The organism is Calidifontibacter terrae (assembly GCF_054778835.1).
This window is the reverse complement of the sequence record NZ_BAAGZF010000001.1, coordinates 465,224-488,117: the sequence shown is the minus strand read 5'-3', so window position 1 is coordinate 488,117 and position 22,894 is coordinate 465,224. Positions and strand designations below refer to the sequence as shown.

The 22,894-nt window shown below is 66.6% G+C and carries 27 protein-coding genes and 1 tRNA gene; 11 read left to right on the top strand and 17 right to left on the bottom strand.

The window, feature by feature from the left end; all coding sequences use genetic code 11:
* Positions 1–14 precede the first annotated feature (14 nt).
* On the top strand, positions 15–1,271 hold the full coding sequence (locus ACYU98_RS02365) for an acyl-CoA dehydrogenase family protein (protein ID WP_460466570.1): 1,257 nt from the start codon (positions 15–17) through the stop codon (positions 1,269–1,271).
* Between the two features lie 139 nt (positions 1,272–1,410).
* Here ACYU98_RS02365 and ACYU98_RS02360 read toward each other — a convergent pair whose 3' ends face one another.
* Entirely contained in the window at positions 1,411–1,554 is a 144-nt protein-coding gene (locus ACYU98_RS02360) for a hypothetical protein (protein WP_460466569.1), read from the bottom strand.
* 197 nt (positions 1,555–1,751) lie between these two features.
* Here ACYU98_RS02360 and ACYU98_RS02355 point away from each other — a divergent pair, with 197 nt between their 5' ends.
* Together ACYU98_RS02355 and ACYU98_RS02350 are read left to right on the top strand one after the other, a co-directional pair.
* On the top strand, positions 1,752–3,443 hold the full coding sequence (locus tag ACYU98_RS02355; RefSeq protein ID WP_460466568.1) for an ABC-F family ATP-binding cassette domain-containing protein: 1,692 nt from the start codon (positions 1,752–1,754) through the stop codon (positions 3,441–3,443).
* An 81-nt stretch (positions 3,444–3,524) separates the two neighbouring features.
* The gene (locus tag ACYU98_RS02350; RefSeq protein WP_460466567.1) at positions 3,525–4,244 is read left to right on the top strand and encodes a trimeric intracellular cation channel family protein; all 720 of its coding nucleotides are present in this window, start codon (positions 3,525–3,527) and stop codon (positions 4,242–4,244) included.
* On the opposite strand, the gene ACYU98_RS02345 is transcribed toward ACYU98_RS02350, so the two are convergent.
* Complete coding sequence (locus tag ACYU98_RS02345; protein ID WP_460466566.1) at positions 4,235–5,602, bottom strand: polysaccharide deacetylase family protein; 1,368 nt, start codon at positions 5,600–5,602, stop codon at positions 4,235–4,237. The two genes, ACYU98_RS02350 and ACYU98_RS02345, sit on opposite strands and share 10 nt — an antisense overlap.
* Positions 5,603–5,739: 137 nt before the next feature.
* Between ACYU98_RS02345 and ACYU98_RS02340 the strand changes: the two genes are divergently transcribed.
* From ACYU98_RS02340 to ACYU98_RS02320, 5 genes are all read left to right on the top strand, one after another.
* A complete protein-coding gene (locus ACYU98_RS02340; protein WP_460466565.1) occupies positions 5,740–5,976 on the top strand; it encodes a hypothetical protein in 237 nt (78 codons plus the stop codon).
* A 65-nt stretch (positions 5,977–6,041) separates the two neighbouring features.
* Complete coding sequence (locus ACYU98_RS02335; protein WP_460466564.1) at positions 6,042–6,566, top strand: methylated-DNA--[protein]-cysteine S-methyltransferase; 525 nt, start codon at positions 6,042–6,044, stop codon at positions 6,564–6,566.
* 17 nt (positions 6,567–6,583) lie between these two features.
* On the top strand, positions 6,584–7,066 hold the full coding sequence (locus ACYU98_RS02330; RefSeq protein WP_460466563.1) for an RNA polymerase sigma factor: 483 nt from the start codon (positions 6,584–6,586) through the stop codon (positions 7,064–7,066).
* Positions 7,063–7,677, top strand: coding sequence for a methylated-DNA--[protein]-cysteine S-methyltransferase (locus tag ACYU98_RS02325; protein WP_460466562.1), 615 nt, complete (start codon positions 7,063–7,065; stop codon positions 7,675–7,677). Before ACYU98_RS02330 ends, ACYU98_RS02325 begins: the two co-directional genes overlap by 4 nt.
* Positions 7,674–8,279: a DNA-3-methyladenine glycosylase I gene (locus tag ACYU98_RS02320; protein WP_460466561.1), complete on the top strand. Its 606-nt coding sequence runs from the start codon at positions 7,674–7,676 to the stop codon at positions 8,277–8,279. Before ACYU98_RS02325 ends, ACYU98_RS02320 begins: the two co-directional genes overlap by 4 nt.
* 58 nt (positions 8,280–8,337) lie before the next feature.
* On the opposite strand, the gene ACYU98_RS02315 is transcribed toward ACYU98_RS02320, so the two are convergent.
* Complete coding sequence (locus ACYU98_RS02315; RefSeq protein WP_460466560.1) at positions 8,338–9,702, bottom strand: chloride channel protein; 1,365 nt, start codon at positions 9,700–9,702, stop codon at positions 8,338–8,340.
* 184 nt (positions 9,703–9,886) lie between these two features.
* Here ACYU98_RS02315 and ACYU98_RS02310 point away from each other — a divergent pair, with 184 nt between their 5' ends.
* Complete coding sequence (locus ACYU98_RS02310; protein ID WP_460466559.1) at positions 9,887–10,279, top strand: nuclear transport factor 2 family protein; 393 nt, start codon at positions 9,887–9,889, stop codon at positions 10,277–10,279.
* Positions 10,280–10,677: 398 nt separating this feature from the next.
* On the opposite strand, the gene ACYU98_RS02305 is transcribed toward ACYU98_RS02310, so the two are convergent.
* A tRNA-Ala gene (locus tag ACYU98_RS02305) sits at positions 10,678–10,753 on the bottom strand.
* 112 nt (positions 10,754–10,865) lie between these two features.
* Here ACYU98_RS02305 and ACYU98_RS02300 point away from each other — a divergent pair.
* Positions 10,866–12,269: an amino acid permease gene (locus ACYU98_RS02300; protein ID WP_460466558.1), complete on the top strand. Its 1,404-nt coding sequence runs from the start codon at positions 10,866–10,868 to the stop codon at positions 12,267–12,269.
* A gap of 65 nt (positions 12,270–12,334) precedes the next feature.
* Here ACYU98_RS02300 and ACYU98_RS02295 read toward each other — a convergent pair whose 3' ends face one another.
* The 5 genes from ACYU98_RS02295 to ACYU98_RS02275 are packed head-to-tail and all read right to left on the bottom strand — an operon-like array spanning position 12,335 to position 14,724.
* A complete protein-coding gene (locus tag ACYU98_RS02295; protein WP_460466557.1) occupies positions 12,335–12,841 on the bottom strand; it encodes a DUF4442 domain-containing protein in 507 nt (168 codons plus the stop codon).
* On the bottom strand, positions 12,838–13,509 hold the full coding sequence (locus ACYU98_RS02290; protein WP_460466556.1) for a histidine phosphatase family protein: 672 nt from the start codon (positions 13,507–13,509) through the stop codon (positions 12,838–12,840). Before ACYU98_RS02290 ends, ACYU98_RS02295 begins: the two co-directional genes overlap by 4 nt.
* Complete coding sequence (gene rsfS, locus ACYU98_RS02285) at positions 13,506–13,886, bottom strand: ribosome silencing factor (protein ID WP_460466555.1); 381 nt, start codon at positions 13,884–13,886, stop codon at positions 13,506–13,508. The genes ACYU98_RS02290 and rsfS overlap by 4 nt, the downstream gene beginning before the upstream one ends.
* Entirely contained in the window at positions 13,883–14,491 is a 609-nt protein-coding gene (nadD, locus tag ACYU98_RS02280) for a nicotinate-nucleotide adenylyltransferase (RefSeq protein ID WP_460466554.1), read from the bottom strand. The genes rsfS and nadD overlap by 4 nt, the downstream gene beginning before the upstream one ends.
* A 2-nt stretch (positions 14,492–14,493) precedes the next feature.
* Positions 14,494–14,724, bottom strand: a complete 231-nt coding sequence (locus ACYU98_RS02275) for a hypothetical protein (protein ID WP_460466553.1) — start codon at positions 14,722–14,724, stop codon at positions 14,494–14,496.
* Between the two features lie 64 nt (positions 14,725–14,788).
* Here ACYU98_RS02275 and ACYU98_RS02270 point away from each other — a divergent pair, with 64 nt between their 5' ends.
* Positions 14,789–15,796: a glycosyltransferase family 2 protein gene (locus ACYU98_RS02270; RefSeq protein WP_460466552.1), complete on the top strand. Its 1,008-nt coding sequence runs from the start codon at positions 14,789–14,791 to the stop codon at positions 15,794–15,796.
* Positions 15,797–15,818: 22 nt separating this feature from the next.
* On the opposite strand, the gene ACYU98_RS02265 is transcribed toward ACYU98_RS02270, so the two are convergent.
* The 8 genes from ACYU98_RS02265 to rplU form a co-directional block, all read right to left on the bottom strand.
* Entirely contained in the window at positions 15,819–17,093 is a 1,275-nt protein-coding gene (locus tag ACYU98_RS02265) for a glutamate-5-semialdehyde dehydrogenase (RefSeq protein WP_460466551.1), read from the bottom strand.
* Between the two features lie 161 nt (positions 17,094–17,254).
* The gene (locus ACYU98_RS02260; protein ID WP_460466550.1) at positions 17,255–17,836 is read right to left on the bottom strand and encodes a hypothetical protein; all 582 of its coding nucleotides are present in this window, start codon (positions 17,834–17,836) and stop codon (positions 17,255–17,257) included.
* Between the two features lie 67 nt (positions 17,837–17,903).
* Positions 17,904–18,737, bottom strand: a complete 834-nt coding sequence (locus tag ACYU98_RS02255; protein WP_460466639.1) for an SDR family oxidoreductase — start codon at positions 18,735–18,737, stop codon at positions 17,904–17,906.
* Positions 18,738–18,742: 5 nt separating this feature from the next.
* The gene (locus ACYU98_RS02250; protein ID WP_460466549.1) at positions 18,743–19,510 is read right to left on the bottom strand and encodes a DedA family protein; all 768 of its coding nucleotides are present in this window, start codon (positions 19,508–19,510) and stop codon (positions 18,743–18,745) included.
* Positions 19,507–20,598 (bottom strand): glutamate 5-kinase, encoded by a 1,092-nt coding sequence (gene proB, locus ACYU98_RS02245; RefSeq protein ID WP_460466638.1) that lies wholly within the window; start codon positions 20,596–20,598, stop codon positions 19,507–19,509. The genes ACYU98_RS02250 and proB overlap by 4 nt, the downstream gene beginning before the upstream one ends.
* 67 nt (positions 20,599–20,665) lie before the next feature.
* Positions 20,666–22,177, bottom strand: a complete 1,512-nt coding sequence (gene obgE, locus ACYU98_RS02240; RefSeq protein WP_460466548.1) for a GTPase ObgE — start codon at positions 22,175–22,177, stop codon at positions 20,666–20,668.
* Positions 22,178–22,263: 86 nt separating this feature from the next.
* A complete protein-coding gene (rpmA, locus tag ACYU98_RS02235; RefSeq protein WP_460466547.1) occupies positions 22,264–22,521 on the bottom strand; it encodes a 50S ribosomal protein L27 in 258 nt (85 codons plus the stop codon).
* 35 nt (positions 22,522–22,556) lie between these two features.
* On the bottom strand, positions 22,557–22,865 hold the full coding sequence (rplU, locus tag ACYU98_RS02230) for a 50S ribosomal protein L21 (protein ID WP_460466546.1): 309 nt from the start codon (positions 22,863–22,865) through the stop codon (positions 22,557–22,559).
* Between the last annotated feature and the right edge of the window lie 29 nt (positions 22,866–22,894).

The following is a 22,894-nucleotide window of genomic DNA, read 5'->3' as shown; positions in this document are numbered from 1 at the left end:
GGAGGAGACGTTCGATGATTGATCTTGAGATTCCGAAGAAGTTCCGCCCGCTGCTCGGGCAGGCCGCCGCGTTGGCCGATGAGGTGTTCCGGCCGATCAGCCGCAAGTACGACCTCGCCGAACACGAATACCCGCGCGAGCTCGACTTGTTGTCCGCGTTGATCGACGGGATGTCCGATTCCGGTGCCGGTCAGGGCGCGGGCGCCAGCGGTTCGGCGAAGGCTGCCGATACCGCTGATGAGGACCCGGCCGGCGTCGGTGCCGGCAAGCGTGGGTCGGCGGCGAAGGCCAACCGCAACGGCACCAATCTCTCCTCCGTTTTGTCGATCATGGAGACCTGCCGCGGCGATGTCGGCCTGACGCTGTCCATCCCGCGACAGGGCCTGGGCAACGCTGCCATCGCGGCCGTCGCCAATGACGAGCAGAAGGAGCGCTACGGCAACCGCTGGGCGGCCATGGCGATCACCGAGCCCGACACGGGCTCGGACTCCGGCGCCATTCGTACGACCGCGGCCAAGGACGGCGACGACTACGTCCTGAACGGGGAGAAGATCTTCGTCACCGCTGGCGAGCGCGCCGAACTGGTCGTCGTCTGGGCGACCCTGGACCGCTCCCTCGGCAAGAAGGCGATCAAGTCCTTCGTGGTCGAGCGCAGCAACCCGGGGATGAAGTTGGTGCGACTGGAACACAAGCTCGGCATCCGCGCTTCGGACACCGCCGCGTTCAGCCTCCAGGACTGCCGGGTTCCCGCCCAAGACCTGCTGGGCGACCCGGAGATCCGCACCGAGGGCGGCTTCGGCGGTGCGATGCAGACCTTCGACAACACCCGCCCGCTGGTTGCTGCCATGGCGGTCGGTCTGACGCGAGCCTCGCTCGACCTGGCCACCGAACTGCTGGCCAAGGCCGGCGTTGAGGTCGACTGGGACAAGCCGGTCGCCGGCCAGTCCTATGCGGCCGCCAAGCTGATCCAGTTCGAGGCCGACTTCCAGGCCGCCTATCTGCTCGCGCTGCGCGCGGCGTGGATGGCTGACAACGGGAAGCCGAACTCGATGGAAGCCTCGATGGCCAAGGCGAAGGCGGGGCGTACGTGTGTCGACGTCGCCCTCGGCTGCGTCGAGTTGTGTGGGGCGACCGGCTACGCCGAGACCGAACTGCTGGAGAAATGGGCCCGCGACTCCAAGATCCTGGACATCTTCGAGGGCACCCAGCAGATCCAGTTGCTGGTCGTCGCGCGCCGATTGCTCTCGCTCAGTTCGAGCCAGCTGAAGTAACCGCGCCGGGGTTTCGCCCCGGCCGCAAAAATGCGAGTCCGGAAGGGTCGATGACCTTTCCGGACCCGCATTTTTGTTCTAACGATTTGTCCGGCGCGCAGACGGACGGTCGCCCGAGGCGATCAGCCGGCGGTCGCAATCAGCGAGTAGCGGTGCGCTGCCACGCCATGATCAGGTCGTCGCGGGCCGCCGGGGTGCCGGCGTTCTCGATCGCCTTGGAGATCGCGCGACGGGTGCGCAGGGACTCACGGCGGCTCTTGATCGACTTCGCGAACGAGGTCATGACTATTGGCTCCTTTGCCAAGCGGTGTGTGATCAGTGTCTCAAAGTTCGGTTTGGAACTCTTCGATATCGAAAGAATACACCTGCGCTGTTGGCCTGACCAAATCTGCCGACCGCAACGTGACCAACCTCACCGCGTGCTCGCCACTGCCGAAATTGGCATGAAAAGCGCCGGCAGATGGGCGATCCTTGATCCTCGTGGGACACATTGACGTCAACGGGATCGACTACTTCCTTCCCGACGGTCGGCCGCTGCTCGGCGGAGTCAGTCTGCGAGTCGGCGATGGCGCGAAAGTAGCGCTCGTTGGCCCGAACGGCACCGGCAAGACGACCCTGCTGCGGATCATCTCCGGAGAGCTCACCGCCCATGACGGCGCAATCACCCGCAGCGGTCAGATCGCGGTCATGCCGCAGTTCATTGGCAAGGTCGGCCGCGCCGGCGAGAATGTCACGGTGCGCGACTTGCTGCTGACCGTCGCGCCGAGCGCAACACGGGATGCCGCCGCGGCGGTGGATCGCACCGAACTGGCGATCATGGAGCGCGACAGCGAAAAGGACCAACTCGACTATGCCCAGGCACTGGTCGACTGGGCCGAGGTCGGGGGCTACGAATGGGAGACGCTCGCAGACGTCTGCACCGTCGCCGCCTTGTCGGTCCCCTTCGAGCAGGCGCAGTGGCGCAACGTCGACACCCTCTCCGGCGGCGAACAGAAGCGTTTGGTGCTCGAAGCGTTGTTGCGCGGCCCCGAGGACGTCCTGCTGCTCGACGAGCCGGACAACTACCTGGACGTTCCCACCAAGCGGTGGCTGGAACAGCAGTTGAACGCCTCCCCCAAAACGGTCCTGCTGATCAGCCACGACCGCGAACTGCTCAGCACCGTCGCGACCCGCATCGCGACCCTCGAGCCGCAGGCTTCCGGCGCGACGTGCTGGGTGCACCCCGGCTCGTTCGCGACCTATCACCAAGCGCGCCGCGACCGGAATGCCCGGCTGGAGGAATTGCGCAAGCGCTGGGACGAGGAACACGCCAAGCTCAAGGCGCTGGTTCTGATGTACAAGCAGAAGGCTGCCTATAACTCCGACATGGCAGCCCGCTACCAAGCGGCCCAGACCCGGTTCGCACGCTTCGTTGACGCTGGCCCACCCGAGGCCCTGCCCTTCGAGCAGAAGGTCACCATGCGGCTGACCGGTGGCCGAACAGCCAAACGCGCCATCATCTGCGAGGGCCTCGAGCTGACCGGCCTGATGAAGCCCTTCAACTGCGAGCTTTGGTATGGCGAACGCGTCGCCGTGCTCGGGTCGAACGGTTCGGGCAAGTCCCACTTCCTGCGGCTGCTGGCCGCCGGCGGCAGCGACCCCGACGCCGAACACCGACCGGTCGGTGACTTCAGACCAGACCCGGTGTCTCACACCGGAACAGCCCGACTCGGCTCACGCGTGCGGCCCGGCTGGTTCGCCCAGACACACCAACACGCCTCGCTGGACCAACGCACCCTGCTAGACGTGCTGCATCGCGGCGACGACCACCGGCAGGGCATGCCGCGCGAGCAAGCCTCCCGCGCCCTCGACCGCTACGAGTTGGCCCATAGCGCCGAACAGACCTTCGGGTCACTCTCGGGTGGTCAGCAGGCTCGCTTTCAGATCCTGCTGCTCGAACTCAGCGGCGCCACCCTGTTGCTACTCGACGAGCCGACCGACAACCTCGACTTGCACTCCGCCGAAGCCCTCGAAGAGGGACTCGACGGCTTCGAAGGGACCGTGGTGGCCGTGACCCACGACCGCTGGTTCGCCAAGGGATTTGACCGCTACCTCGTCTTCGGATCCGACGGTCGCGTCTACGAAGCGCCGGAACCGGTCTGGGACGAGACCCGCGTCGTACGCACGCGCTGACCCGCCGCGCGCCGCGATAGGTTTCGCATCGGTTCTGTCGCAATCGGCGATGGACACGGCACCACGGCGGGAGGCCTCGGGGTGAACAGCGGCACGCTCAGCGTCCTGCACGAGGTGGACCTCGTTGGGATCGCCCGGGGCGGATCGCTCGCCGACATCGTGCGGGCGGTCGACCTGATCGGGGTCGCCGCGAACGGGCTGCTCGGCGGCGAGATCGCCCGCCGTGAACGACTCGACCCGGTCGGCTTCACCGTGTTGGCGATCATCTCCGCTCTCGGCGGTGGCTTGCTGCGCGACACCCTCCTGCAGCGGGGCACCCCGGTCGCCCTAACCGACAGCGCCTACCTGATGACCGCGGTCGGCGCCGCGGTGGTCGCCTACCTGATCACCTTCGAGGGACGCCTCTGGAACCGCATCTACCCGGCGCTCGACGGACTGGCATTGGGCACCTGGGCGGCGGTCGGCACCCAGAAGTCCCTGTCGTACGGCCTGGGCTGGCTGCCGTCGCTGTTGCTCGGGGTCATCACCGCCGTCGGCGGTGGAATGGTGCGCGACATCATCCTGTCGCGGCGGCCGGCGTTCCTGGGCGGCAATACGCTCTACGCCACCTGCGCGATCATTTCCAGCGGCGTGGCCATTCTTTTGAACGGGTTCGTCACGCCGGAAATCGGCATCTTGGCCGCCACCGCGATCGGCGCACCGATGGTGATCATCGCGAAGCATCGTGGCTGGACGCTACCGGGCGAATCCGCCCGTCAGGGAGTGCGCGCGATCCGCCGGCGCTACCCGCGTCAGCCCTGATCTGCACCCTTGGCTGGCGCCTTATCGCCGCCTTCTTTCGATGAATCCTTCTTCGACAAGACCCGCTCAGCGGCCAGCCGCTCCGGGTCCACCGTCGCCGACACGTCGAAGAAATCCGGCAACGGCGTTCGCTTCCCAGCCAGGGCAGCGTCGATCGTGATGCCGTCAACGTCAATCCGTGCCTGTCGCAGCGTTTGACCGTTGTTCTGCATCCACGCCGGCTTCGACCAGTCGACGTTCGCGAAGTAGCGGAACCCCTGGTCGTAGAGGTATCTGTACTTCTCGTTGTCGGGTCCGTATTTCTTGACGGCACTTATGTCGGCACCGAACGGATAGATCAGTTCTTTCGTCGGTCCGATGATCGGTTCGACGTCGGCCTTCCAGCGCTCGTTGTCGAGCTTGATCTTGCTCAGTGGCGACTTGGTGAAGTTGATGTGGCCATAGGAGTGCGAGGCGAAGTTCCACCCGCTCGTCTTCATGGCCGCCGCGACCGCCGTGGCGCTCTTGCGCGCTTGATCGGTGGCCGGGTTGTGGCCGTAGGCCAGGTAGCTGGAGTGATAGCCCAAGACCCCGTTGTAGCCGGTCAAAGCGATCGTGCCCTTGTCGCCCTGATACGAGAAGTCGGGGTGTTCGCCCACGAAATCATCGACCACGGTCGACACGTCATAAGCGCCGATGTGTTTAACACCTTGGGCATCGATGTAGGTGTTGCGCACCTTGCCACTGGGATCGACCATCAGGTTGGTGGCGAATCCGTCGCCCACCATGTAGTCGTAATAGCTGACGTCGTCGATCGACAGAACCAGGGGCTTCTTGCCCGGCGGCAACATGATCGGCTTGGTGACCATCTCGCCGGACGCGTTCTGCGCAGCGATCCGTTCGGGGTGGACCAGGACGTAGCCCTTGGCGTACATCTGCGCGAGCTGACCCTTGAACTCCTGCTCGGTGACCATGTAGTCGAGGTAGCCCCGGACCTTGTAGCCCGAGTGGAATGCGCGCTTCGGGTCGACGATCAGCGAGTGATAGAAGAGGTGCGAGATCGACATGTCGTCGGGGTAGGCCGTGGTGGCCCGCTGCGCGGTGGCGATGGTTCGGCGCAACCGCGCGGCCCGGGGGTCAGCCACATTTTTCAGCGTGGCGGTGGCGCCGGCGTAGTCGTACATCGCCAATTGTTGCGTGGCGACAGTCAGAGGGTCTGTCGGGTCCGGACGAGCAGTTCCATCGACGGATACCTTGCCCAAGTGGGCAATCCCGCGACTGGCTCCAGCGGTGCCGCCGGGCCCGCAGGCAGCCAGCATCGCTACCGCGGCGATTCCCGCCGCGACCCTGCGGAACGGTGTTCCTGTCGTGCGTTCCATGGTCACCCCCTGACCTGACGGACGCGGCCACCGTAACGGCCCTCGGGCATGCGAATCACGCCGCCACGCCGCCATCCCAGCGTTCGGACGCCGGGTCCCGGCGTGTCGGGCCCGCGACCCGTCCGTACGATCGGAGCATGCCTCCGCGCGTCCGCCAGCAACCCACACCGATCCCCAGGGGCAAGGCCGGTCTGTCGATCGGCTACCGATTGGGCTGGCGATTCCGCTACACCCTGCTGCTCTGGGGCGGTCCTGCGCAACGACCCCTCGATGCCGATCCGCGGGAGCGGATGCGGCGCGAGCGAGCCGCGAAGGTGCGCAGCGCCGAAGACGGCGCCGAAAACAGCGAGGCGAGCAGCGCCGAAGAAAGCTAACCCACCGACCTCACGTTTGCCCTCCCCCACCCGACTACCGGGTGATGAGGAGGAGACTGATCGTGATGACCACCACCGACACCCGCAACGCGACGGTTGCGACCACGCTGGGCGACTTACGTCTGGTGGCAACCGCCGACGCCATCGCGGGGATCTACTTCCCGGGTCACTGGCACCTGCCGAAGGGCGCCGACCCCTACGGCCGCACCATCGAGGCCGGCGATGACCCGCTGCTGGCTCAGGCCGAGGAAGAACTCAACGAATACCTCGCCGGCAGTCGCAGGGGTTTCACGGTGCCGGTTCGGGCGGAGGGTGCCGCCTTTTTCCGGGAGGTCTGGTCGATGTTGCTGGAAATCCCGTACGGCGCCACCACCACCTACGGCGCCCTCTCCGAAAGACTCGGCAATCGTCACCTGGCCCAGCGCGTAGGGCAGGCCGTCGGCCACAATCCGGTGAGCATCATCGTCCCCTGCCATCGGGTGGTGGGGGCTGACGGGTCACTGACCGGATACGCCGGTGGGCTCGACCGCAAACGCCGCTTGCTGGCGTTGGAGGAACCGGCCGAACTGACAGCGGCACGGCTGTTCTGAACATGATGTTCTGAGTCATGGACCAACCTTTCGAATACGCCGTACGGCAGCATGGCCCGGTCGTGTTGCGGGTTTGTCGTGCGCTGCTCGGCCCCGGTGCCGACGCGCAGGACGCGTGGTCAGAGACCTTTCTGGCCGCGTTGACCGCGTGGCCGGATCTGGCGCCCGACACCCAATTGCAGGCGTGGCTGGTTCGGGTTGCCCAGCGCAAAGCGATTGATGTCGTACGAGGTCGGCGAGCGGTTCCGACGGCAGACCTGCCGGATGCACCCTCGACCCTCGGGCTGCCGGGAGCAGGCGACGACGATCTCTGGGCGCAGGTCGCGGCGCTGCCCGAACGACAGCGGCTCGCGCTGGCCTATCACTACCTCGGCGGGCTGCCCCATACCGAAACCGCCGCTGTGATCGGCGGCACTCCCGACGCCGTACGCCGGGCGGCCGCCGACGGCCTGAAAGCCCTGCGTCGCCACTACGCCACATCCCTTGAAGGAGCGCCATGACAGACCGGCCTGTCTCACCAGAACAAACACAGCAGCTATTTCCTGCGTCGCCCGAAGAGCTCGCCATCCTGCATGAGCGCCTCGCCCGACTGGCGGACGAAGCCGGTCTGTTGGAGGTCGCCTACCGCACGATCGACACTCCAGTTGGGCCGCTACTACTGGCCGCGACCAACCGCGGATTGGTGCGCGTCGCCTTCGAGTGCGAAGGCTTCGACACGGTGCTGCACGCCCTCGCCGGAAGGCTCGGCCCGCGCATCCTGCAGGCGCCATCGCGGCTCGACCCGGTCGCCAGCGAGATCACGGACTACTTTGCCGGACGGCGCCGCAGCTTCGATCTGCCGCTGGATTTCTCGCTGTCCACCGGGTTCCGGTCGGTGGTGCAGCATTACCTGCCCGAGATCGGCTACGGCACGACCCAGTCCTATCGGGACGTCGCCGAACATGTCGGCAACCCCGGAGCGGTACGCGCGGTCGGAACCGCATGCGCGACGAATCCATTGCCGGTCGTGGTGCCCTGTCACCGGGTGGTTCGATCCGACGGGACTTCGGGCAATTACCGCGGTGGCCCCGCGGCGAAGGCAGCCCTGCTGATGCTGGAGCGAGCTGCGTGAGCGAGCCGACCCGCGCAATCGTCGTCGGCCCCGACGGTCTGGCCCGTCCGGTTTGGGCGAGCGTCGACCCATTACTACGCGAGTACTACGACACCGAGTGGGGCATGCCGGTTCGCGACGAGCGCGGCATGTTCGAGCGTCTTAGCTTGGAGGCCTTCCAGTCGGGTCTGTCCTGGGCGACCATCCTGCGCAAGCGCCCGGCGTTCCGACAGGCGTTCGCCGATTTCGACCCGGAGGTGGTGGCTGGCTTCACCGAGACAGACGTTGAGCGATTGATGAACGACGCTTCGATCGTCCGCAATCAGGCGAAAATCCGGGCGACCATCGGGAATGCAGCGGCCACCATCCAGTTGCGCGACGAGGGCGGACTCGCTCCGTTCATCTGGTCGTTCCAGCCATCGCAGACGCCCCGACCGAAGTCGTTCGCCGACGTACCGACCCGAACAACGGAATCGGAGGTGCTTTCAAAAGCGTTGCGGCGCAAGGGGTTCTCCTTCGTCGGTCCCACCACGATGTTCGCTCTGATGGAAGCCGTCGGGATCGTCGACACCCACCTGCTCGGTTCGCATCGTCGTGGCAGCTCTGGGGTCTGGCCCGACTGAGCGCCCGGCCCAGCCGGGGTGGCCACGACGTGTGGCGGGACCTGCCAGCGTTGCGGCCTCAGACGTGGGCCGGAGCCGAGAGCCGCGCCGAGTAGATCGAGTAGCCATCAATCCACCTCGTGACGGCGGTTGCGGCCACCGTGGCGATGACCATCGGAACCATCAGGTCGAAACCGCCGTGCATCAATTCGAGCATCAGAGCCAGCGCGGCCAGCGGCGCCTGCATGCCGGCGCCGATCATCGCTGCCGCACCGATCACGGCGTAAGCGCCCATCGGTGACCCGGGCCAAAGATGCGTCCACAGGATTCCGAAGACGGCACCCAGAGCGGCACCCGTCGAGAGCACCGGGGTGAACAGTCCGCCCGAGGCACCGCTGCCCAGACACATGACGGTCACCAACGGTTTCAGCAGCGCGAGCGCCAGGAACAACGCCAGTGAGCCCGAGCCGAGGAAGGCGAGGTGGGCGATATCCGCCCCGTTGCCATAGAGCAGCGGCCACCGCAGTGCGAGAAGACCGAGCACCGCGAACGCTGAGAGCGGCGCCACCAGCATCCAGGCACCCTTCACCCGGTGGTGCGAAATGATGCCGATCAGGCGCACGTAGCCGGCCGCCACAGCGCCGATGATCGGGCCTGCGATGAGTGACCACACCAGCAAGTTCGGGTGGTAGCTGAAGTCCGGGAGGTAGACGTACGTCGGGCTGTTCGACAGTCCGATCCAGGCGGTCGCCGTGGCACTCGCGGCGCAGGTGAGGGCGGGAAGCACAATCGGCAGGTTCACGGCCCCGACCAGCACCTCCGCGGTGAACAGCGCGCCACCGAGCGGAACGTTGTAGACACAAGCAAATCCAGCGCCAGCGCCACAGGCGACGAGCAACCGCAACTGCGCTGGGGTGAGCCCGAGCCGGGTCGCGACGACGTTGCCCGAGACCGCTCCCATCAGCTTCGGCGCCGCCTCGCGGCCCAGTGACGCGCCGAGCCCAACGATGATCTCTGACAACACGGAGGTGCCGAGGCTGCGACGGAAGGACAGCCGCCCCTCCCCCGTCCACAGCACGTCATCCACCTCCGACTTGCGACCGGCGGTATATCGGCGCAGCAGGAACCAACCGGGGCCGGCGATCGCACCGGCCAGGAGCACCGGCCAGAGCCGGCCCCACGGAGCAGCGGCCTCAACCTTCGGGGCGAAGTCAGCGAAATCGCGGGCGCCGAAGGCAAGCCACGCCACGAACTGAAGCAGCTTCATCAGCGCAATTCCTGCCAAGCCGGTGACCACGCCGGTCAGCACGATCGCGATCCAGAAGCGGGGTGTGAGTGCCGCATCCCCGTCGTGGGTCACGTTCGGCTGCATCATTGCACCGCGGCCCGACGGTAGGCGGCGCTTCAGCAGCGGCGCTGGAATCCGTTCCCGTTCGCTGGTCACGCGCGCTCTCCTTCGTTGCTGGCCACTCGGAAGTCGGCGGGCCGACGGATGGGTCCGAGGGCATGACGGTCAGCTTAGACACCCCCAACTGACCGACTTGGGGGCTCATTCGCAGGTCGACGGGTGCGGTTGCGCGGTAGCGTGCGCCTCGTCCACGTCAGCCACTTTCAGCAAGGAGACGGTCATGGGAACCTTCCGTGCAGCGATCGAAGCCAAGGACATGGACGCGGTGGAAACAATGCTCGCCGATGACGTCGTGTTCCACAGCCCAGTGGCGTTCCAACCCGCCGCAGGCAAAGCGGTCACCGCGGCCATCCTGCGGTCTGTGGTGGAGGTCCTCGAGGACTTTCACTATGTCCGCGAGATGCAGGACGGCCCCCATCACGCCTACGTGTTCGAGGCGACCGTCGACGGGCTCCAGCTCACCGGCTGCGACTTCCTGGTCTTCGACGACGGAGGCAAGATCGTCGACTTCATGGTGATGGCGCGCCCGCTGAAGGCCACCCAGGCGCTCGCGGCGCGGATGGGCGAGCGCTACCCCGACATCCTGGCAGCCGCGGCCGCAAAATCCGCGTGAGTTGATGCAACTGACACGGATCCACGATGCCTATGCCGATGGCAGCCCATGGACCGCCGGAGGATCAACCAGACGTTCTTCCGCGAGATCCTGGTCGGCGAAGACGACCAGGATCGCTGCCACCAAGGCCGAGCCGTATGCAACTCTCAGCGATCCGAGCATCCGTCGAGCTGCTCGTACCTACCAGGCCTTGGTAAACACCGACGGTCTCCCAGCCGAGGACAGTACGACTCCGGGCGCACAGACCGCTCAGGACGCCCTGGCACGTCAGGTTGCCCGAACGAGCACGGCAGAACGTCCAGAACGCAAAGGGACGCGCCGCAGCGCGTCCCTTTGAGGAAGAACGTTCGCCTTCCTCGCCCGGTCGCGTCGCGACGCAGGTATGAAAGAAGAACGCTTGGTGGAGCATAGGGGATTCGAACCCCTGACCTCTTCCATGCCATGGAAGCGCGCTACCAACTGCGCCAATGCCCCGTACTAGGTGTCCCCGGCTCGCGGCGACCGGCTTACTCTAGCCCGGCGGCTCACCCAACTCCAAATCGACCGCAGACCCCCACGGAAGGGTCGGATGCGGCACCGTTGGCACATGAACACTCCACCTTCCCCGTCCAGCGGAGTCGTCGAATCCGACGCCCCCGCAACGGAATCGATTCTCGGACAAGGTCTCAAACAGCGTCACGTCACGATGATCTCGATCGCCGGCGTCATCGGCGCTGGACTGTTCGTAGGGTCGGCGAACGCCATCGCCAAGGCAGGTCCCGCGGTGCTGGTCTCCTACGCCCTCGCCGGCACGCTTGTCGTGTTGGTGATGCGGATGCTCGGCGAAATGGCGACGGCCCACCCCGACACCGGGTCCTTCTCCACCTACGCCGACCGCTCACTCGGTCGCTGGGCTGGCTTCTCGATCGGCTGGCTCTACTGGTGGTTCTGGGTGGTGGTCATCCCGATCGAAGCGACCGCAGGTGCCTCGATCCTGAACAACTGGACCGGTTGGCCGCAGTGGATCTTCGCGCTCCTGATCACCGGCTTGCTGATGGGCACCAACCTCTTGTCGGTTGGAAACTACGGCGAGTTCGAGTTCTGGTTCGCGATCATCAAGGTCGTGGCGATCGTCGCCTTCGTCAGCGTCGGCCTGTTGGCGGTCTTCGGTGTGTTGCCCGGCTCGCACACCTCCGGAATCGGCCACCTCACCGGCGACGGCGGTTTCATGCCCAAGGGCATCACCGGCGTCATCGCGGCCATGCTGACCACGATGTTCACCTTCATGGGCACCGAGATCGTCACCATCGCTGCAGCCGAGTCGCCCGACCCGGAACACGGCATCCGCAAGGCCGTGAACTCGGTGATCTGGCGCATCTCCTTGTTCTACCTGGGCTCGATCTTCGTGGTCGTGGCCCTGATCAGCTGGAAGGATCCCGGACTCGCGGAAAAGGGGTCCTATCAGTTCCTGCTCGACCGGATCGGTCTCGGCAGTCTCACGACTGTGCTCGACGTGGTCATCCTGACCGCCGTGGCCAGCTGCCTGAACTCCGCGCTCTACACCGCCTCGCGGATGGCGTTCTCGCTGTCCAAACGAGGAGACGCGCCCAAGGGGTGGTCCCACGTCACCAGCCGCGGTGTCCCGGCGCCGGCAATCATCGTCAGCAGCATCGTCGGATTCCTCGGTGTCATCGGCAACTACGTTCTGCCGGACAAAATCTTCGGCTACCTGCTTGCGACCTCCGGAGCCATCGCCCTGTTCGTCTACATCGTGATCGCGCTGTCCCAGCTGCGGATGCGTCAGACCACCGACATGAGCCACGCGTCCGTACGGATGTGGTTCTTTCCCTACCTCACCGTCGCCACGATCGCGTTCATCGTGGTGGTGCTGGCGTTGATGGCGATCATGCCCGGCCAGCGGCTCGAGCTGGTGCTGTCGGTGGTGCTCGCCGCGATCATCGTGGCCGCCGGTTTCGTCGTACAAAACCGGCACAAGGCAGCAAGCCGCTAACCCTCGTCCCAAACGACCGAGCCCGGACCGCAATGGGTCCGGGCTCGGTCGTCTGTATGTATCGGTCAGGCCGACGCAGGTTCGCGCAGCTCGCGCTTCTTGCGAACGTACAACTGCCGGCGTACGCGGGCCACGACGGTTCCGTCGGCCAGCGTCAGCTCGGTCTCGAACCAGGGCAGCACCTTCTGCCCCGATGCTGCCTGCTCGCGGATCGCGGCGGCCTGTTCCTCGGTTACCTCGAAGCGGCCGAAGACGCTCGAGACACCCGGGCTCACAAATTCGATCTCGGCGGCTTTGTCCCACACGTGGTAGTCGCTGCCGAGCTGGTGCATCAGCAGGAGAGCATGGAACGCGTCGGACATCGCACCGATCGCGCCGCCGAACGCGGTGCCATGCTGATTGCGATTGAAGCGATTGAGTTTCAGCTCAACCCGACAAGCCGTCCCATCGTCGTTGAACTCGCGGACCTTCAACCCCATGCCCAGGAACGGCGGATAGAAGTTCATCAATCGCTGCAGCCGTTGCGGCGCGATGCGGCGGCGTTCGCCGTGCTCGGAGATTTTTTTCCTCATGGCAGGTCCCGACTCAATGGAGCGGCGGCGTTCCACTTCTCGATGCGCCAGCCGTGAGCACCCTCGGCGAGCTCCACCCAATGACAGTTATGCAGGCCGGCGAGGCCGAGCCAAGCGGCGTGCAGGTCTATGCCGACCAGGGCAGCGGCCAGCGCGCGGGCGGCGACACCGTGGCTGACGATCAGGGCGCTCTGCCCGGGGTCCAGTTGCGCGATGAGGTCGCGGGCAGCGGCCGACGCCCGTTGCGCCACTTCGGAGACGGTCTCCCCCGTCTCACCGCGGCGTACGTCGTCGCCCGTCGCGATCGCGTCCAGTTCGTGGCCGTAGTGAGCGCGGACATCGTCCATGGTTCGGCCCTGCCACAGGCCAACGTTGATCTCACGCAACCGCGGGTCGACGCGCACCGGTCGATCCCCGGCGACCGACAACGCCGTGGCGTGAGCGCGCTTCAGATCACTCGACCAGATCGCCGAGAACTGCCTGTCCAGCAACGCTTCTGCGGCCGCTGCGGCCTGGCGCAGACCGACCTCGGATAGTTCGGTGTCGAGCTGCCCTTGCCACACACCGTCGGCGTTGTGGGTCGTCTGCCCGTGGCGCAACACCACCAGCCGACGAGGCTTCGCACCGAGCATCAACCGCTCGGACGGTCCGGGGACCGGTCCGGTCATTCTTTTTCGGCGTCGCGGGCGGGCAGCTCGAGGTCGATCGTCGGGCAATCGCGCCACAGACGCTCAAGCTGGTAGAACTCCCGCTCGTCGTCGTGCTGGACGTGAACGACGATGTCGCCGAAGTCGACGAGCACCCATCGGCCCTCACCGCGACCCTCGCGGCGAACGGGCTTGCTGCCACGTTCGAGCAGTGCATCTTCGATTTCGCGGACGATCGCGTCGACCGTGCGTTCGTTGTCGGCCGACGCGATGACGAAGACGTCGGTCAACGCGAGATGTTCGCTGACATCAAGCGCGATGATCGACGTTGCGTTCAGGACGTCAGCGGCCCGAGCGGCCGCACGGGCCAACTCGATCGCTTCTGGGGTGGCACTCACGACTGCTCCTCCTGCAGCTCTCCGCCGTCAGGCTGGTAGAGCCGATACTTTCCGATGTATTGGACGACGCCGTCCGGCACGAGATACCAGACCGGCTCGCCGGAACGCACCCGGTCACGACAGTCGGTCGAGCTGATCGACATCGCGGGCACTTCCTTAAGCTCCACCTTGTGTTTGGGCAGACCCTTGTCAGACAACACGTGGCCGGGCCGGGTGACGCCGATGAAGTGGGCAAGGTCCCACAGCTCGTCGACGCCTTTCCACGACAGGATCTGACTCAGCGCGTCAGCGCCGGTGATGAAGAACAGTTCCGCGTCGGGCCGTTGCCGACGCAGGTCAAGCAAGGTGTCGCGGGTGTAGGTCGGTCCCGGTCGATCGATATCGACCCGGCTGACCGTGAAACGCGGGTTGGACGCGGTCGCGACGACGGTCATCAGGTAGCGGTGCTCGGCGGGTGAAACATCACGGCCGGCCTTCTGCCAGGGCTGACCGGTAGGAACGAACACCACCTCGTCGAGATCGAGCAGCGACTGCACTTCGCTGGCCGCGACCAAGTGGCCGTGGTGGATGGGGTCGAAGGTGCCGCCCATCACCCCCAGGCGCACGGTCAGTGTGTCGGTCCCGTGTGATCGGTGGCGCCGGTGTTGCTTCCCGGACGGTGACCGTCCTGCTCAGACACCTTCGGCGAGGTGTTGCGGAAGGACCACAACACGCCGAGCATCAGGAAGAACACCAACAGGGCGATGCCGCCGTAGGCGAGGTGCGCCATGGGCAGTTCGTGTTCGTGCAACGCCGGCACGTCGGGCTCGGCAATCATGGTCAGGACACGCGACGTCATGAGCGCAGCCTACCGGGTGCCCCGACGTCCGTTGTCAGCGTGCTCGTTTAGAGTTGCCGACACCATGAAGCCAGTGCTCTCCATCGTCGTTCCCATGTTCAACGAGGAGGAGGTCCTCCCCCTCTTCGTCGACCGGATCGGGCCTGTTCTTGCCGATCTGAAGGTGCCCTACGAGGTGGTTGCCGTCGACGATGGATCCAGCGACCAGACGCCGGTTCTGCTGCAGAAATACCTGCGCCGGTGGCCGGAACTGCGGGTGCTGCGACTTCGTACGAACGCCGGTCACCAGGCGGCGATCTCGGCCGGACTGGTCGCCGCTCGCGGCGATTGGATGGTGACGATCGACTCCGACCTGCAGGATCCGCCGGAGGTCATCGCCGATATGTGGCGAGCGGCCACCACCGGCGACGACGTCGACGTTGTCTACGGGGTGCGGTCCGACCGGGCCACCGACTCCCGCTTCAAACGCACCACGGCGCGCGGCTTCTACCTGCTGATGCGGCGCTGGTCAGATGTCGATGCCCCGATGGACGCCGGTGACTTCCGGATGATGTCGCGGGCCACCGTCGACGCGATCAACGCGCTGCCTGAGGCGAACCGGGTTCTGCGGCTCGCGGTCCCCACCCTTGGGTTCCCCTCGACCACGGTCGACTACAAGCGCGACCCTCGCGCGGCGGGCACCTCCAAATACCCGTTGTCGAAGATGTTGAAACTCACCTTCGATGCCCTCACCGGTTTTTCCCACGCGCCGTTGCGATTGGCCACCTGGTTCAGCCTCGCCGGTTTCGCGCTCGCCACGGTGATGTTCATTTACGCGATTGCGATGAAGGCATTCGGCCAGGCGCTGCCCGGCTGGACCTCCACCGTCGTCATCGTGTCCGGCTTCGCCGCGGTCCAGTTGTTCTGCATCGGGCTGATCGGGGAATACGTCGGCCGGATCTACCTCACCCAGCACGCCCGACCGTCGTATTACATCGCGTACGACTCCGCCGACGCCGCGGCTTCCTCGGCGGCAGCCCCAGCAACCAACACAGCAGCCAAGCCAGCCGCCACCTCCCCCCGAGCGGACTGATTGCAGTCAGACTGGCGCAGGCTCAGCGAATCTGACCATCACCCTCCACGACCCATTTGGTCGTCGTGAGCTCGGCCAACGCCATGGGGCCGCGGGCGTGCAGCTTCTGCGTCGAGATCCCGATCTCCGCACCGAACCCGAACTCGCCGCCGTCGGTGAAGCGGGACGAGGCGTTCACCATCACCACCGCGGAGTCGACACGAGCCACGAACTCGCGCGCCACACCGCGATCCGCGGTCACCACCACGTCGGTGTGATGGGTGCTGAATCGGTCGATGTGGTCGACCGCGTCGTCCAGCGAGTCGACCACGCCCACACTCATTTCCAGCCCGTGGAACTCGGTGTCGAAGAGGTCATCGGTGACCGGTTCGACCGCGGTCTCCCCCGCGAGCGCCCGGACCCGGTCGTCGCCGTACAGCGTCACGCCGGCGTCGGCCAGCCGCGCCAGCATCCCGGGCAGGAACCGATCCGCGACCGCGGAGTGGACCAGCAGGGTCTCTGCCGCGTTGCAGACGCTGGGGCGGTGGGTCTTGGCGTTGAAGGTGATGTCGCCGGCCATCGTCAAATCAGCAGCGGCGTCGACGTAGACGTGGACGTTGCCGGTGCCGGTCTCGATCACCGGCACGGTCGCGCCGAGCACAACCGTCTCGATGAGCTGGGCCCCGCCACGCGGAATGACCAGGTCGACCAGGCCACGCGCGGTGATCAGCGCGGTGACGTCGTCATGACCGCCATCCAGCAGTTGTACGGCGTCGGCCGGCAGGCCGTGATGCACCAGCGCCTCGCGCAGCACCTGCACGATGACGGCGTTGCTCGAACCCGCGGCCGACCCGCCGCGCAGAATCATTGCGTTGCCGCTCTTGAGCCCCAGCGCCGCAGCGTCGACGGTGACGTTCGGGCGAGCTTCGTAGACCATTCCGACCACGCCCATCGGCACCCGCACCTGGCGGATCTGCAACCCGTTGGCCAGGGTGGAGCCGCGTACGACCTCGCCGACCGGGTCGGGGAGCGCGGCGACGTCCTGCAGCGCGTCGGCGATGTCCGCAACGCGTTCCGGGGTCAGCCGCAGCCGGTCCTGCAGGCTTGCGCTCATCCCGCCGGCGCGACCCCGCTCGAGGTCTTCCTCGTTGGCGGCGACGATGCGGTCAGCCTCCTTGCGCAGCGCGTCGGCGAGTGCCACCAGCGCGGCGTCCTTCTCCGAACGGCGCAACAGCGCGAGCTTCTTGGCGGCGACCCGGGCACGTCGCCCGGCAGCCTCGACGCGTGCGGTGGACTCACCGCTGACCGTGGTGCTCATGACACCAGGGTAGGCGTGGCCGAACGGGATCGTTCGCGCGTTCCACCGCCGCAGGGACCAGCAGCACCATCGTGGGGACGAGTGGTGACGCGCTCGTTCACGTGCGGACTCATTGGGCGGACTCATTGGGCGGACTCATTGAGCGGACTCGCTGAGCGGACTCACCAGTACGGACGACTCCACCGGGCTCCCCCGGTGCTGCGCTCGAGCAGGTCGTCCACCCGTTCCTCCGCGTCGCGTTCCAGCCTGCTGCGCACCGCCTGCACCAGGTCGCGCCGGACGAGTTCACCGGCGACGGCACCGGCCACGTCCGCAGACACGCCGGCTTCCGGAGCCCAGCTCAAGGCGTACGCGATCGCGACGAGTTGTGCGTCGGTGAGACCCGGGATCCCCGCGTGCAGCGGCGGCGGCAGGATGTTGTTGACGACCGGGCGCGGCGGCGGCAGCTCGGCGAGGTGGCGCCGCCAGTCGTACCCCGCATCGTCCTGCAGCAACCGTCGCAGGTGGGCGAACACCAGGTCGGTCGGCACCCCGCGCTCGGCGAGCGGAAGCAGCTTCTTGGCCCGCGCGATCAGCGGGCTTTCCGATCGCTGCAGGGCCTTGGCGACGGCAGCCGAGCCGACGCCGCCGCGACACATCTCGACCAGTTGTTCGTAGTCGTCCTCGGTCCACGGTTCGCCCGACCGGCCTGGATGGACGTAGCGCAGCGGGACCACGGGTTCTGGAAAGCTCGACAGGGTCATGCTCGGAGTGTGGCCGCCGGCACGGTGCCGGAAACGATGTCCACAGGCCCCGATTCCGGCTCGCGGCTCACGCGGTGCCGGATGCCCGCGGACCTAGGAACTCCCGGGCTCCGCGCAGACGGGTGCCGAGCAGGCTCTGCGTCGCGCTGCAGTCGAGCCGCAGGTCGAGCGCACCCGGCACCGGTAGGTCGGCCCGCAGACCGGTGCGCAGCCGGTCGGCCGGCAGTCCGTCGCGCTCGCACACCAGCACACCGATCTCGTACCGGGACAACGCGTCCGGGCCACCGACGTGGAACATGCCGGCCCGGCGAGCGTCGGCCAGTTCCAGGATCGCCGCCGCCAGGTCGTCGACGTGCACCGGACAGCGGATGTCGTCGGTGAACAGGACCCCCTCGCGCTCCCCCGTGGCCAAGGCCCGGGCGAGCGTCTCCATCGGCGCCCGCGAGTGGCCCATGATCAGCGTCGTGCGCACGATGGTCGCCTGCGGCGCCACCGCCCGTACGCCGACCTCGGCGGCCGCCTTCGCCGCGCCGTACGGGATCAGCGGGTCGGGCCGGTCCGTCTCGACGTACGCGGGGCGGTGGCCGGAGAAGACCGCGTCGCTGGACACGTGGACGACGTGGGCACCCACCCGCGCCGCCGACCCGGCCAGCAGCACCGGCGCGACGGCCGTGGTGTCCCAGTCGGCGTACGCGTAGGCGGCGTTGATCAGCAGTTCCGGCCGCACGCTCTCGACCAGTTCCGGGAGCGCGGCGGCGTCGGACAGGTCGACCGGCACCGACCGTACGGACGGGATGTCGACCGGGGTGCGGTGGACCGTGGTCACGACCTCGTCGCCGCGGCCGACCAAGGCCCGCAGCAGGTGGCTGCCCAGTGCCCCCGAGCCGCCGGTGACCAGCACCCGGGTCAACGCGCCGCCTGTTCCCGCCGTGCCCGAATGAACGCGCTGACGAAGATGAACACGATCATCACGATGGCGAACCACCAGGCGTAACGCGACAACTGGTTGACCAGATCCTTGGCCGGTGAACCGATCCGAAAACCGAGATACATCCACAGTCCGCGGTAAACCAGGCCACCGAGGAAGTCGATGAACATGTAGGTGCGGGCCTTCATGCCGACATCGCCGACAAACGCGGCGACGATTGCTCCGGGCAGGAACGGGATGAACCACGCGAGGAAGATGGCCGGTCCACCGAACTTCTTGGCCAACCGCTCGGCGTAGCCAGCGGTTCGGGCAGCCCAGCGCGAGCGGCCACCCATGACGTCGATGATCCCCTTGCCCCACAGCTTGCCGGCCCACCAGAAGATCCAGTCGAACTTGATTGAGGTGAGCGCCGAGCCGAGCAAGGCGACCCACCACCACGGCTGGGGACCGGTGGCTGCCTTCGCGCCGATGTCGACCATCGCGATGTTCGAACCTGTGACGAATGCCAGTGGGTAAGACCCGAGGCCGAGCAGGAATCCGCGCAGCGGGAGCATCGCCAGGCCGTAGACGCCCAGCAGACCAAACGCGACCCAGCAGCGCTTGTCAGCCGCTGTCGGAGCACCCTGCCAGGGCAGACGTTGGTCTTCCCACCACTCCTTCTTCGCTGTCGCCATGCCCTGCGTGCCTTGTTCGTCGGGAGCGTCGGACTCGCCTGTTGCCTTCGCGTCGTTCGGTTCCGAGGTCATCGGGGTTCCTTCCGCAGCACCACGAGATCGTCGCGATGGATCACTTCACGTTCGTACTCCGGCCCCAACGAACGAGCCAACTCCTTGGTGCTCCGCCCCAGCATGTCGGGCAGCTCGCGGGCGTCGTAGTTGACCAGGCCGCGGGCCACCGGCACCCCGTCGGGTGCGATGAGGTCGACGGCATCACCGGCGACAAAACGGCCGGCTACCGAGCGAATTCCAGCTGGTAGCAACGACTTTCCGCGCTGCACCACGGCCGCCACCGCACCCTCGTCGAGATGCAGTTGGCCCCGCGGGCTCGTCGCGTGGGCCAACCAGAGTTGTCGAGCGTGACGGGTGCGGGGCAACGGTTCGAAGAGGGTTCCGACGGGTTCGCCGAGGATCGCCTCAGCCGCCTCTTGCGCCGAGGTGAGCACCGTCGTGATCCCGGCCGAGGTCGCGATCCGAGCCGCCTCGACCTTGGTCACCATGCCGCCGGTTCCGACGCCAGACCTACTGCCACCAATGTCGATCGCGTCGAGTTGGGTTTCGTCACTCACGACATCGATCCGCTTGCTGCCGGGCCGGCTGGGCGGCCCGTCATAAAGTCCGTCGACGTCGGAAAGCAGCACCAGGGTGTCGGCATCGATGAGGTGAGCCACCAAGGCGGCCAACCGGTCGTTGTCGCCGAACCGGATCTCGTGGGTGGCGACGGTGTCGTTCTCGTTGACCACGGGAACAACACCCAGCCCGAACAATCGCTCCAGGGTGCGGCGCGCGTTGGTGTAGTGACCTCGGCGGGTGACGTCGTCGCTGGTCAGCAAGACCTGCCCGGTGACCAGACCATGACGCGCAAAGGCCGCGGTGTACGCAGCAACGAGCGCTCCCTGCCCCACGCTGGCGGCCGCCTGCTGGGTCGCCAGATCACGCGGTCGTCGGGTCAGACCCAACGGTTCGAGCCCGGCCGCGATGGCGCCCGAGGAGACCAGCACCACGTCGGTGCCGGACAGCCGCCGCCGCGCAACCGCGTCGGACAGGCGTTGTACGGCGTCGGGATCAAGACCACCGCCGGGCCTGGTCAACGAACTCGACCCGACCTTCACCACCATCCGCGCGGCAGCGCGTACGGCATGGCGGGAGTCGGCAGTCACGTGGTCGAGGGTACGGCGCAACGACTCACTCGTCGTCGTCGGTCCACAGGCCCGCCTCGCGCTCGGTCCATAGTTCCTCGCGCGCTTCCCGTTGGGCGTCCTTGCGAGCGTGGAAGTCGTCGCGGCGCTCCCCACGCGTCGGGCGCGTACCCTCGTCCAATCGCAGGTCGGTGCCGCGGGCACCCAACAACTCGGCGCCAGCCTGCAACGTCGGCTCCCAGTCGAAGACGACCGCGTTCTCTTCGGGACCAATGACAACCGTCGACCCCGGAACGGCGCCGGACTTGAACAGTTGCTCTTCGACGCCCAGACGGGCCAGGCGGTCGGCGAGGTAGCCGACGGCCTCGTCGTTGCTGAAGTCGGTCTGTCGCACCCAGCGGGTCGGGCGGTCGCCGATGACCCGGAAGATCGGATTCTCGCCGCCCTCGACCTTGATCCGGAAACCGGTGTCGTCGACCGCCTTCGGGCGCAGGATGACTCGCTGCGGCACGACGTCGGCCTCGATCTCGGCGCGAGCCTGCGCAACGTGCTTGGCCAGAGCAAAGCTCAGTTCGCGAACGCCGTGGTGGGCGACCGCGGAGATGATGTGGACCTCGAGACCGCGGGCCTCCAGGTCGGGCTTGACGAACTCGGCGAGTTCCAGCGCATCGGGAACGTCGGCCTTGTTGAGGACCACGATGCGGGTGCGCTCCGAGAGCGGCTTCCCACCGAGGGTCTCGTCGGCGACGTATTCAGACAACTCGTGTTCGATGACGTCGAGGTCGGTCATCGGGTCGCGGCCGGGTTCCAGGGTGGCGCAGTCGATGACGTGGACCAACACCGAGCAGCGCTCGACGTGTCGCAGGAACTCCAGGCCGAGGCCCTTGCCCTGGCTCGCGCCCGGGATCAGACCTGGGACGTCGGCGATCGTGTAGCGCTCGGATCCGGCGGTCACCACTCCGAGGTTCGGAATGAGGGTGGTGAACGGGTAGTCGGCGATCTTCGGCTTCGCGGCCGACATCACCGAAACTAGCGACGACTTGCCCGCGGAGGGGAATCCGATCAGCGCCACGTCGGCAAGGGTCTTGAGTTCCAGCACGACCTCGAGCTCGTCGCCCGGTTCACCGAGCAGCGCGAAGCCGGGAGCCTTGCGGCGGGCCGACGCCAGCGCCTTGTTGCCCAGGCCGCCACGGCCACCACGGGCAACGACGAAACGGGTCCCTGCACCCACCAGGTCGGCGAGGATCTCGCCGCCTTGGGACTTGACCACGGTGCCCTCGGGCACCCGCAACACCATGTCCTCGCCATCGGCGCCATTGCGCTCGTCGCCGGCGCCGGGCTTACCGTTGGTGGCCTTGCGATGCGGGGTGTGGTGGTATTCGAGCAGCGTCGTGACCTGCTGGTCGACCTCCAACACGACGTCGCCGCCGCGACCGCCGTTGCCGCCGTCAGGTCCCCCGAGCGGCTTGAACTTCTCACGATGCACGGAGGCAACACCGTGACCGCCCTTGCCCGCGCTGACGTACAAGACAACGCGGTCGACGAAGTTGGTGGCCATGTGATGCTCCTACGAAAAGGTGTTCATGACGGTGCAGGGTGGGCCCGAAGTCGGACCCACCCTGCACCGGAAAGCAGTCTGGAAGCTCAGGCCTCGGACTGAACGATGTTGACCGTCTTGCGGCCACGCTTGCTGCCGAATTCGACAGCGCCGGGGACGAGCGCGAACAGCGTGTCGTCCTTGCCGCGGCCGACGCCCTCACCGGGGTGGAAGTGGGTTCCGCGCTGTCGGACGATGATCTCGCCGGCGCCGACAACCTGACCGCCGAAGCGCTTCACGCCCAGTCGCTGTGCGTTCGAGTCGCGACCGTTACGGGTCGAAGACGCACCCTTCTTGTGTGCCATGTCTGTGTGTCCTTAACTATTCGTGAGCGGGAGGCTCAGGCCTCGATCGCGGTGACCTTGACGCGGGTCAGCGGCTGACGGTGACCCTGGCGCTTGCGGTAGCCGGTCTTGTTCTTGTACTTGATGATGGTGATCTTGGGGCCCTTGGCCGCCTCGACGACCTCGACCTTGACCGAGACCTTCGCCAGCTTCTCAGCATCGGAGGTCACCTTGTCGCCGTCGACCAGCAGAATCGCCTTGAGGTCAATGGACTCACCGGCCTTTACGGCCACCTTGTCGATGATCAGCACATCGCCCACGGAGACCTTCTCCTGGCGACCGCCTGCGCGAACAATCGCGTACACGTCGTAACTCACTTTCGTTGTGGCGCACT

Bases quoted from the DNA above. Each gene is read 5' to 3' on its own strand.
- ACYU98_RS02365 (WP_460466570.1), top strand. From the start codon at position 15: ATGATTGATCTTGAGATTCCGAAGAAGTTCCGCCCGCTGCTCGGGCAG.
- ACYU98_RS02360 (WP_460466569.1), bottom strand. From the start codon at position 1,554: ATGACCTCGTTCGCGAAGTCGATCAAGAGCCGCCGTGAGTCCCTGCGC.
- ACYU98_RS02345 (WP_460466566.1), bottom strand. From the start codon at position 5,602: ATGGAACGCACGACAGGAACACCGTTCCGCAGGGTCGCGGCGGGAATC.
- ACYU98_RS02340 (WP_460466565.1), top strand. From the start codon at position 5,740: ATGCCTCCGCGCGTCCGCCAGCAACCCACACCGATCCCCAGGGGCAAG.
- ACYU98_RS02335 (WP_460466564.1), top strand. From the start codon at position 6,042: ATGACCACCACCGACACCCGCAACGCGACGGTTGCGACCACGCTGGGC.
- ACYU98_RS02330 (WP_460466563.1), top strand. From the start codon at position 6,584: ATGGACCAACCTTTCGAATACGCCGTACGGCAGCATGGCCCGGTCGTG.
- ACYU98_RS02325 (WP_460466562.1), top strand. From the start codon at position 7,063: ATGACAGACCGGCCTGTCTCACCAGAACAAACACAGCAGCTATTTCCT.
- ACYU98_RS02310 (WP_460466559.1), top strand. From the start codon at position 9,887: ATGGGAACCTTCCGTGCAGCGATCGAAGCCAAGGACATGGACGCGGTG.
- ACYU98_RS02300 (WP_460466558.1), top strand. From the start codon at position 10,866: ATGAACACTCCACCTTCCCCGTCCAGCGGAGTCGTCGAATCCGACGCC.
- ACYU98_RS02295 (WP_460466557.1), bottom strand. From the start codon at position 12,841: ATGAGGAAAAAAATCTCCGAGCACGGCGAACGCCGCCGCATCGCGCCG.
- ACYU98_RS02290 (WP_460466556.1), bottom strand. From the start codon at position 13,509: ATGACCGGACCGGTCCCCGGACCGTCCGAGCGGTTGATGCTCGGTGCG.
- ACYU98_RS02275 (WP_460466553.1), bottom strand. From the start codon at position 14,724: ATGACGTCGCGTGTCCTGACCATGATTGCCGAGCCCGACGTGCCGGCG.
- ACYU98_RS02270 (WP_460466552.1), top strand. From the start codon at position 14,789: ATGAAGCCAGTGCTCTCCATCGTCGTTCCCATGTTCAACGAGGAGGAG.
- ACYU98_RS02265 (WP_460466551.1), bottom strand. From the start codon at position 17,093: ATGAGCACCACGGTCAGCGGTGAGTCCACCGCACGCGTCGAGGCTGCC.
- ACYU98_RS02260 (WP_460466550.1), bottom strand. From the start codon at position 17,836: ATGACCCTGTCGAGCTTTCCAGAACCCGTGGTCCCGCTGCGCTACGTC.
- ACYU98_RS02250 (WP_460466549.1), bottom strand. From the start codon at position 19,510: ATGACCTCGGAACCGAACGACGCGAAGGCAACAGGCGAGTCCGACGCT.
- proB (WP_460466638.1), bottom strand. From the start codon at position 20,598: ATGGTGGTGAAGGTCGGGTCGAGTTCGTTGACCAGGCCCGGCGGTGGT.
- obgE (WP_460466548.1), bottom strand. From the start codon at position 22,177: ATGGCCACCAACTTCGTCGACCGCGTTGTCTTGTACGTCAGCGCGGGC.
- rpmA (WP_460466547.1), bottom strand. From the start codon at position 22,521: ATGGCACACAAGAAGGGTGCGTCTTCGACCCGTAACGGTCGCGACTCG.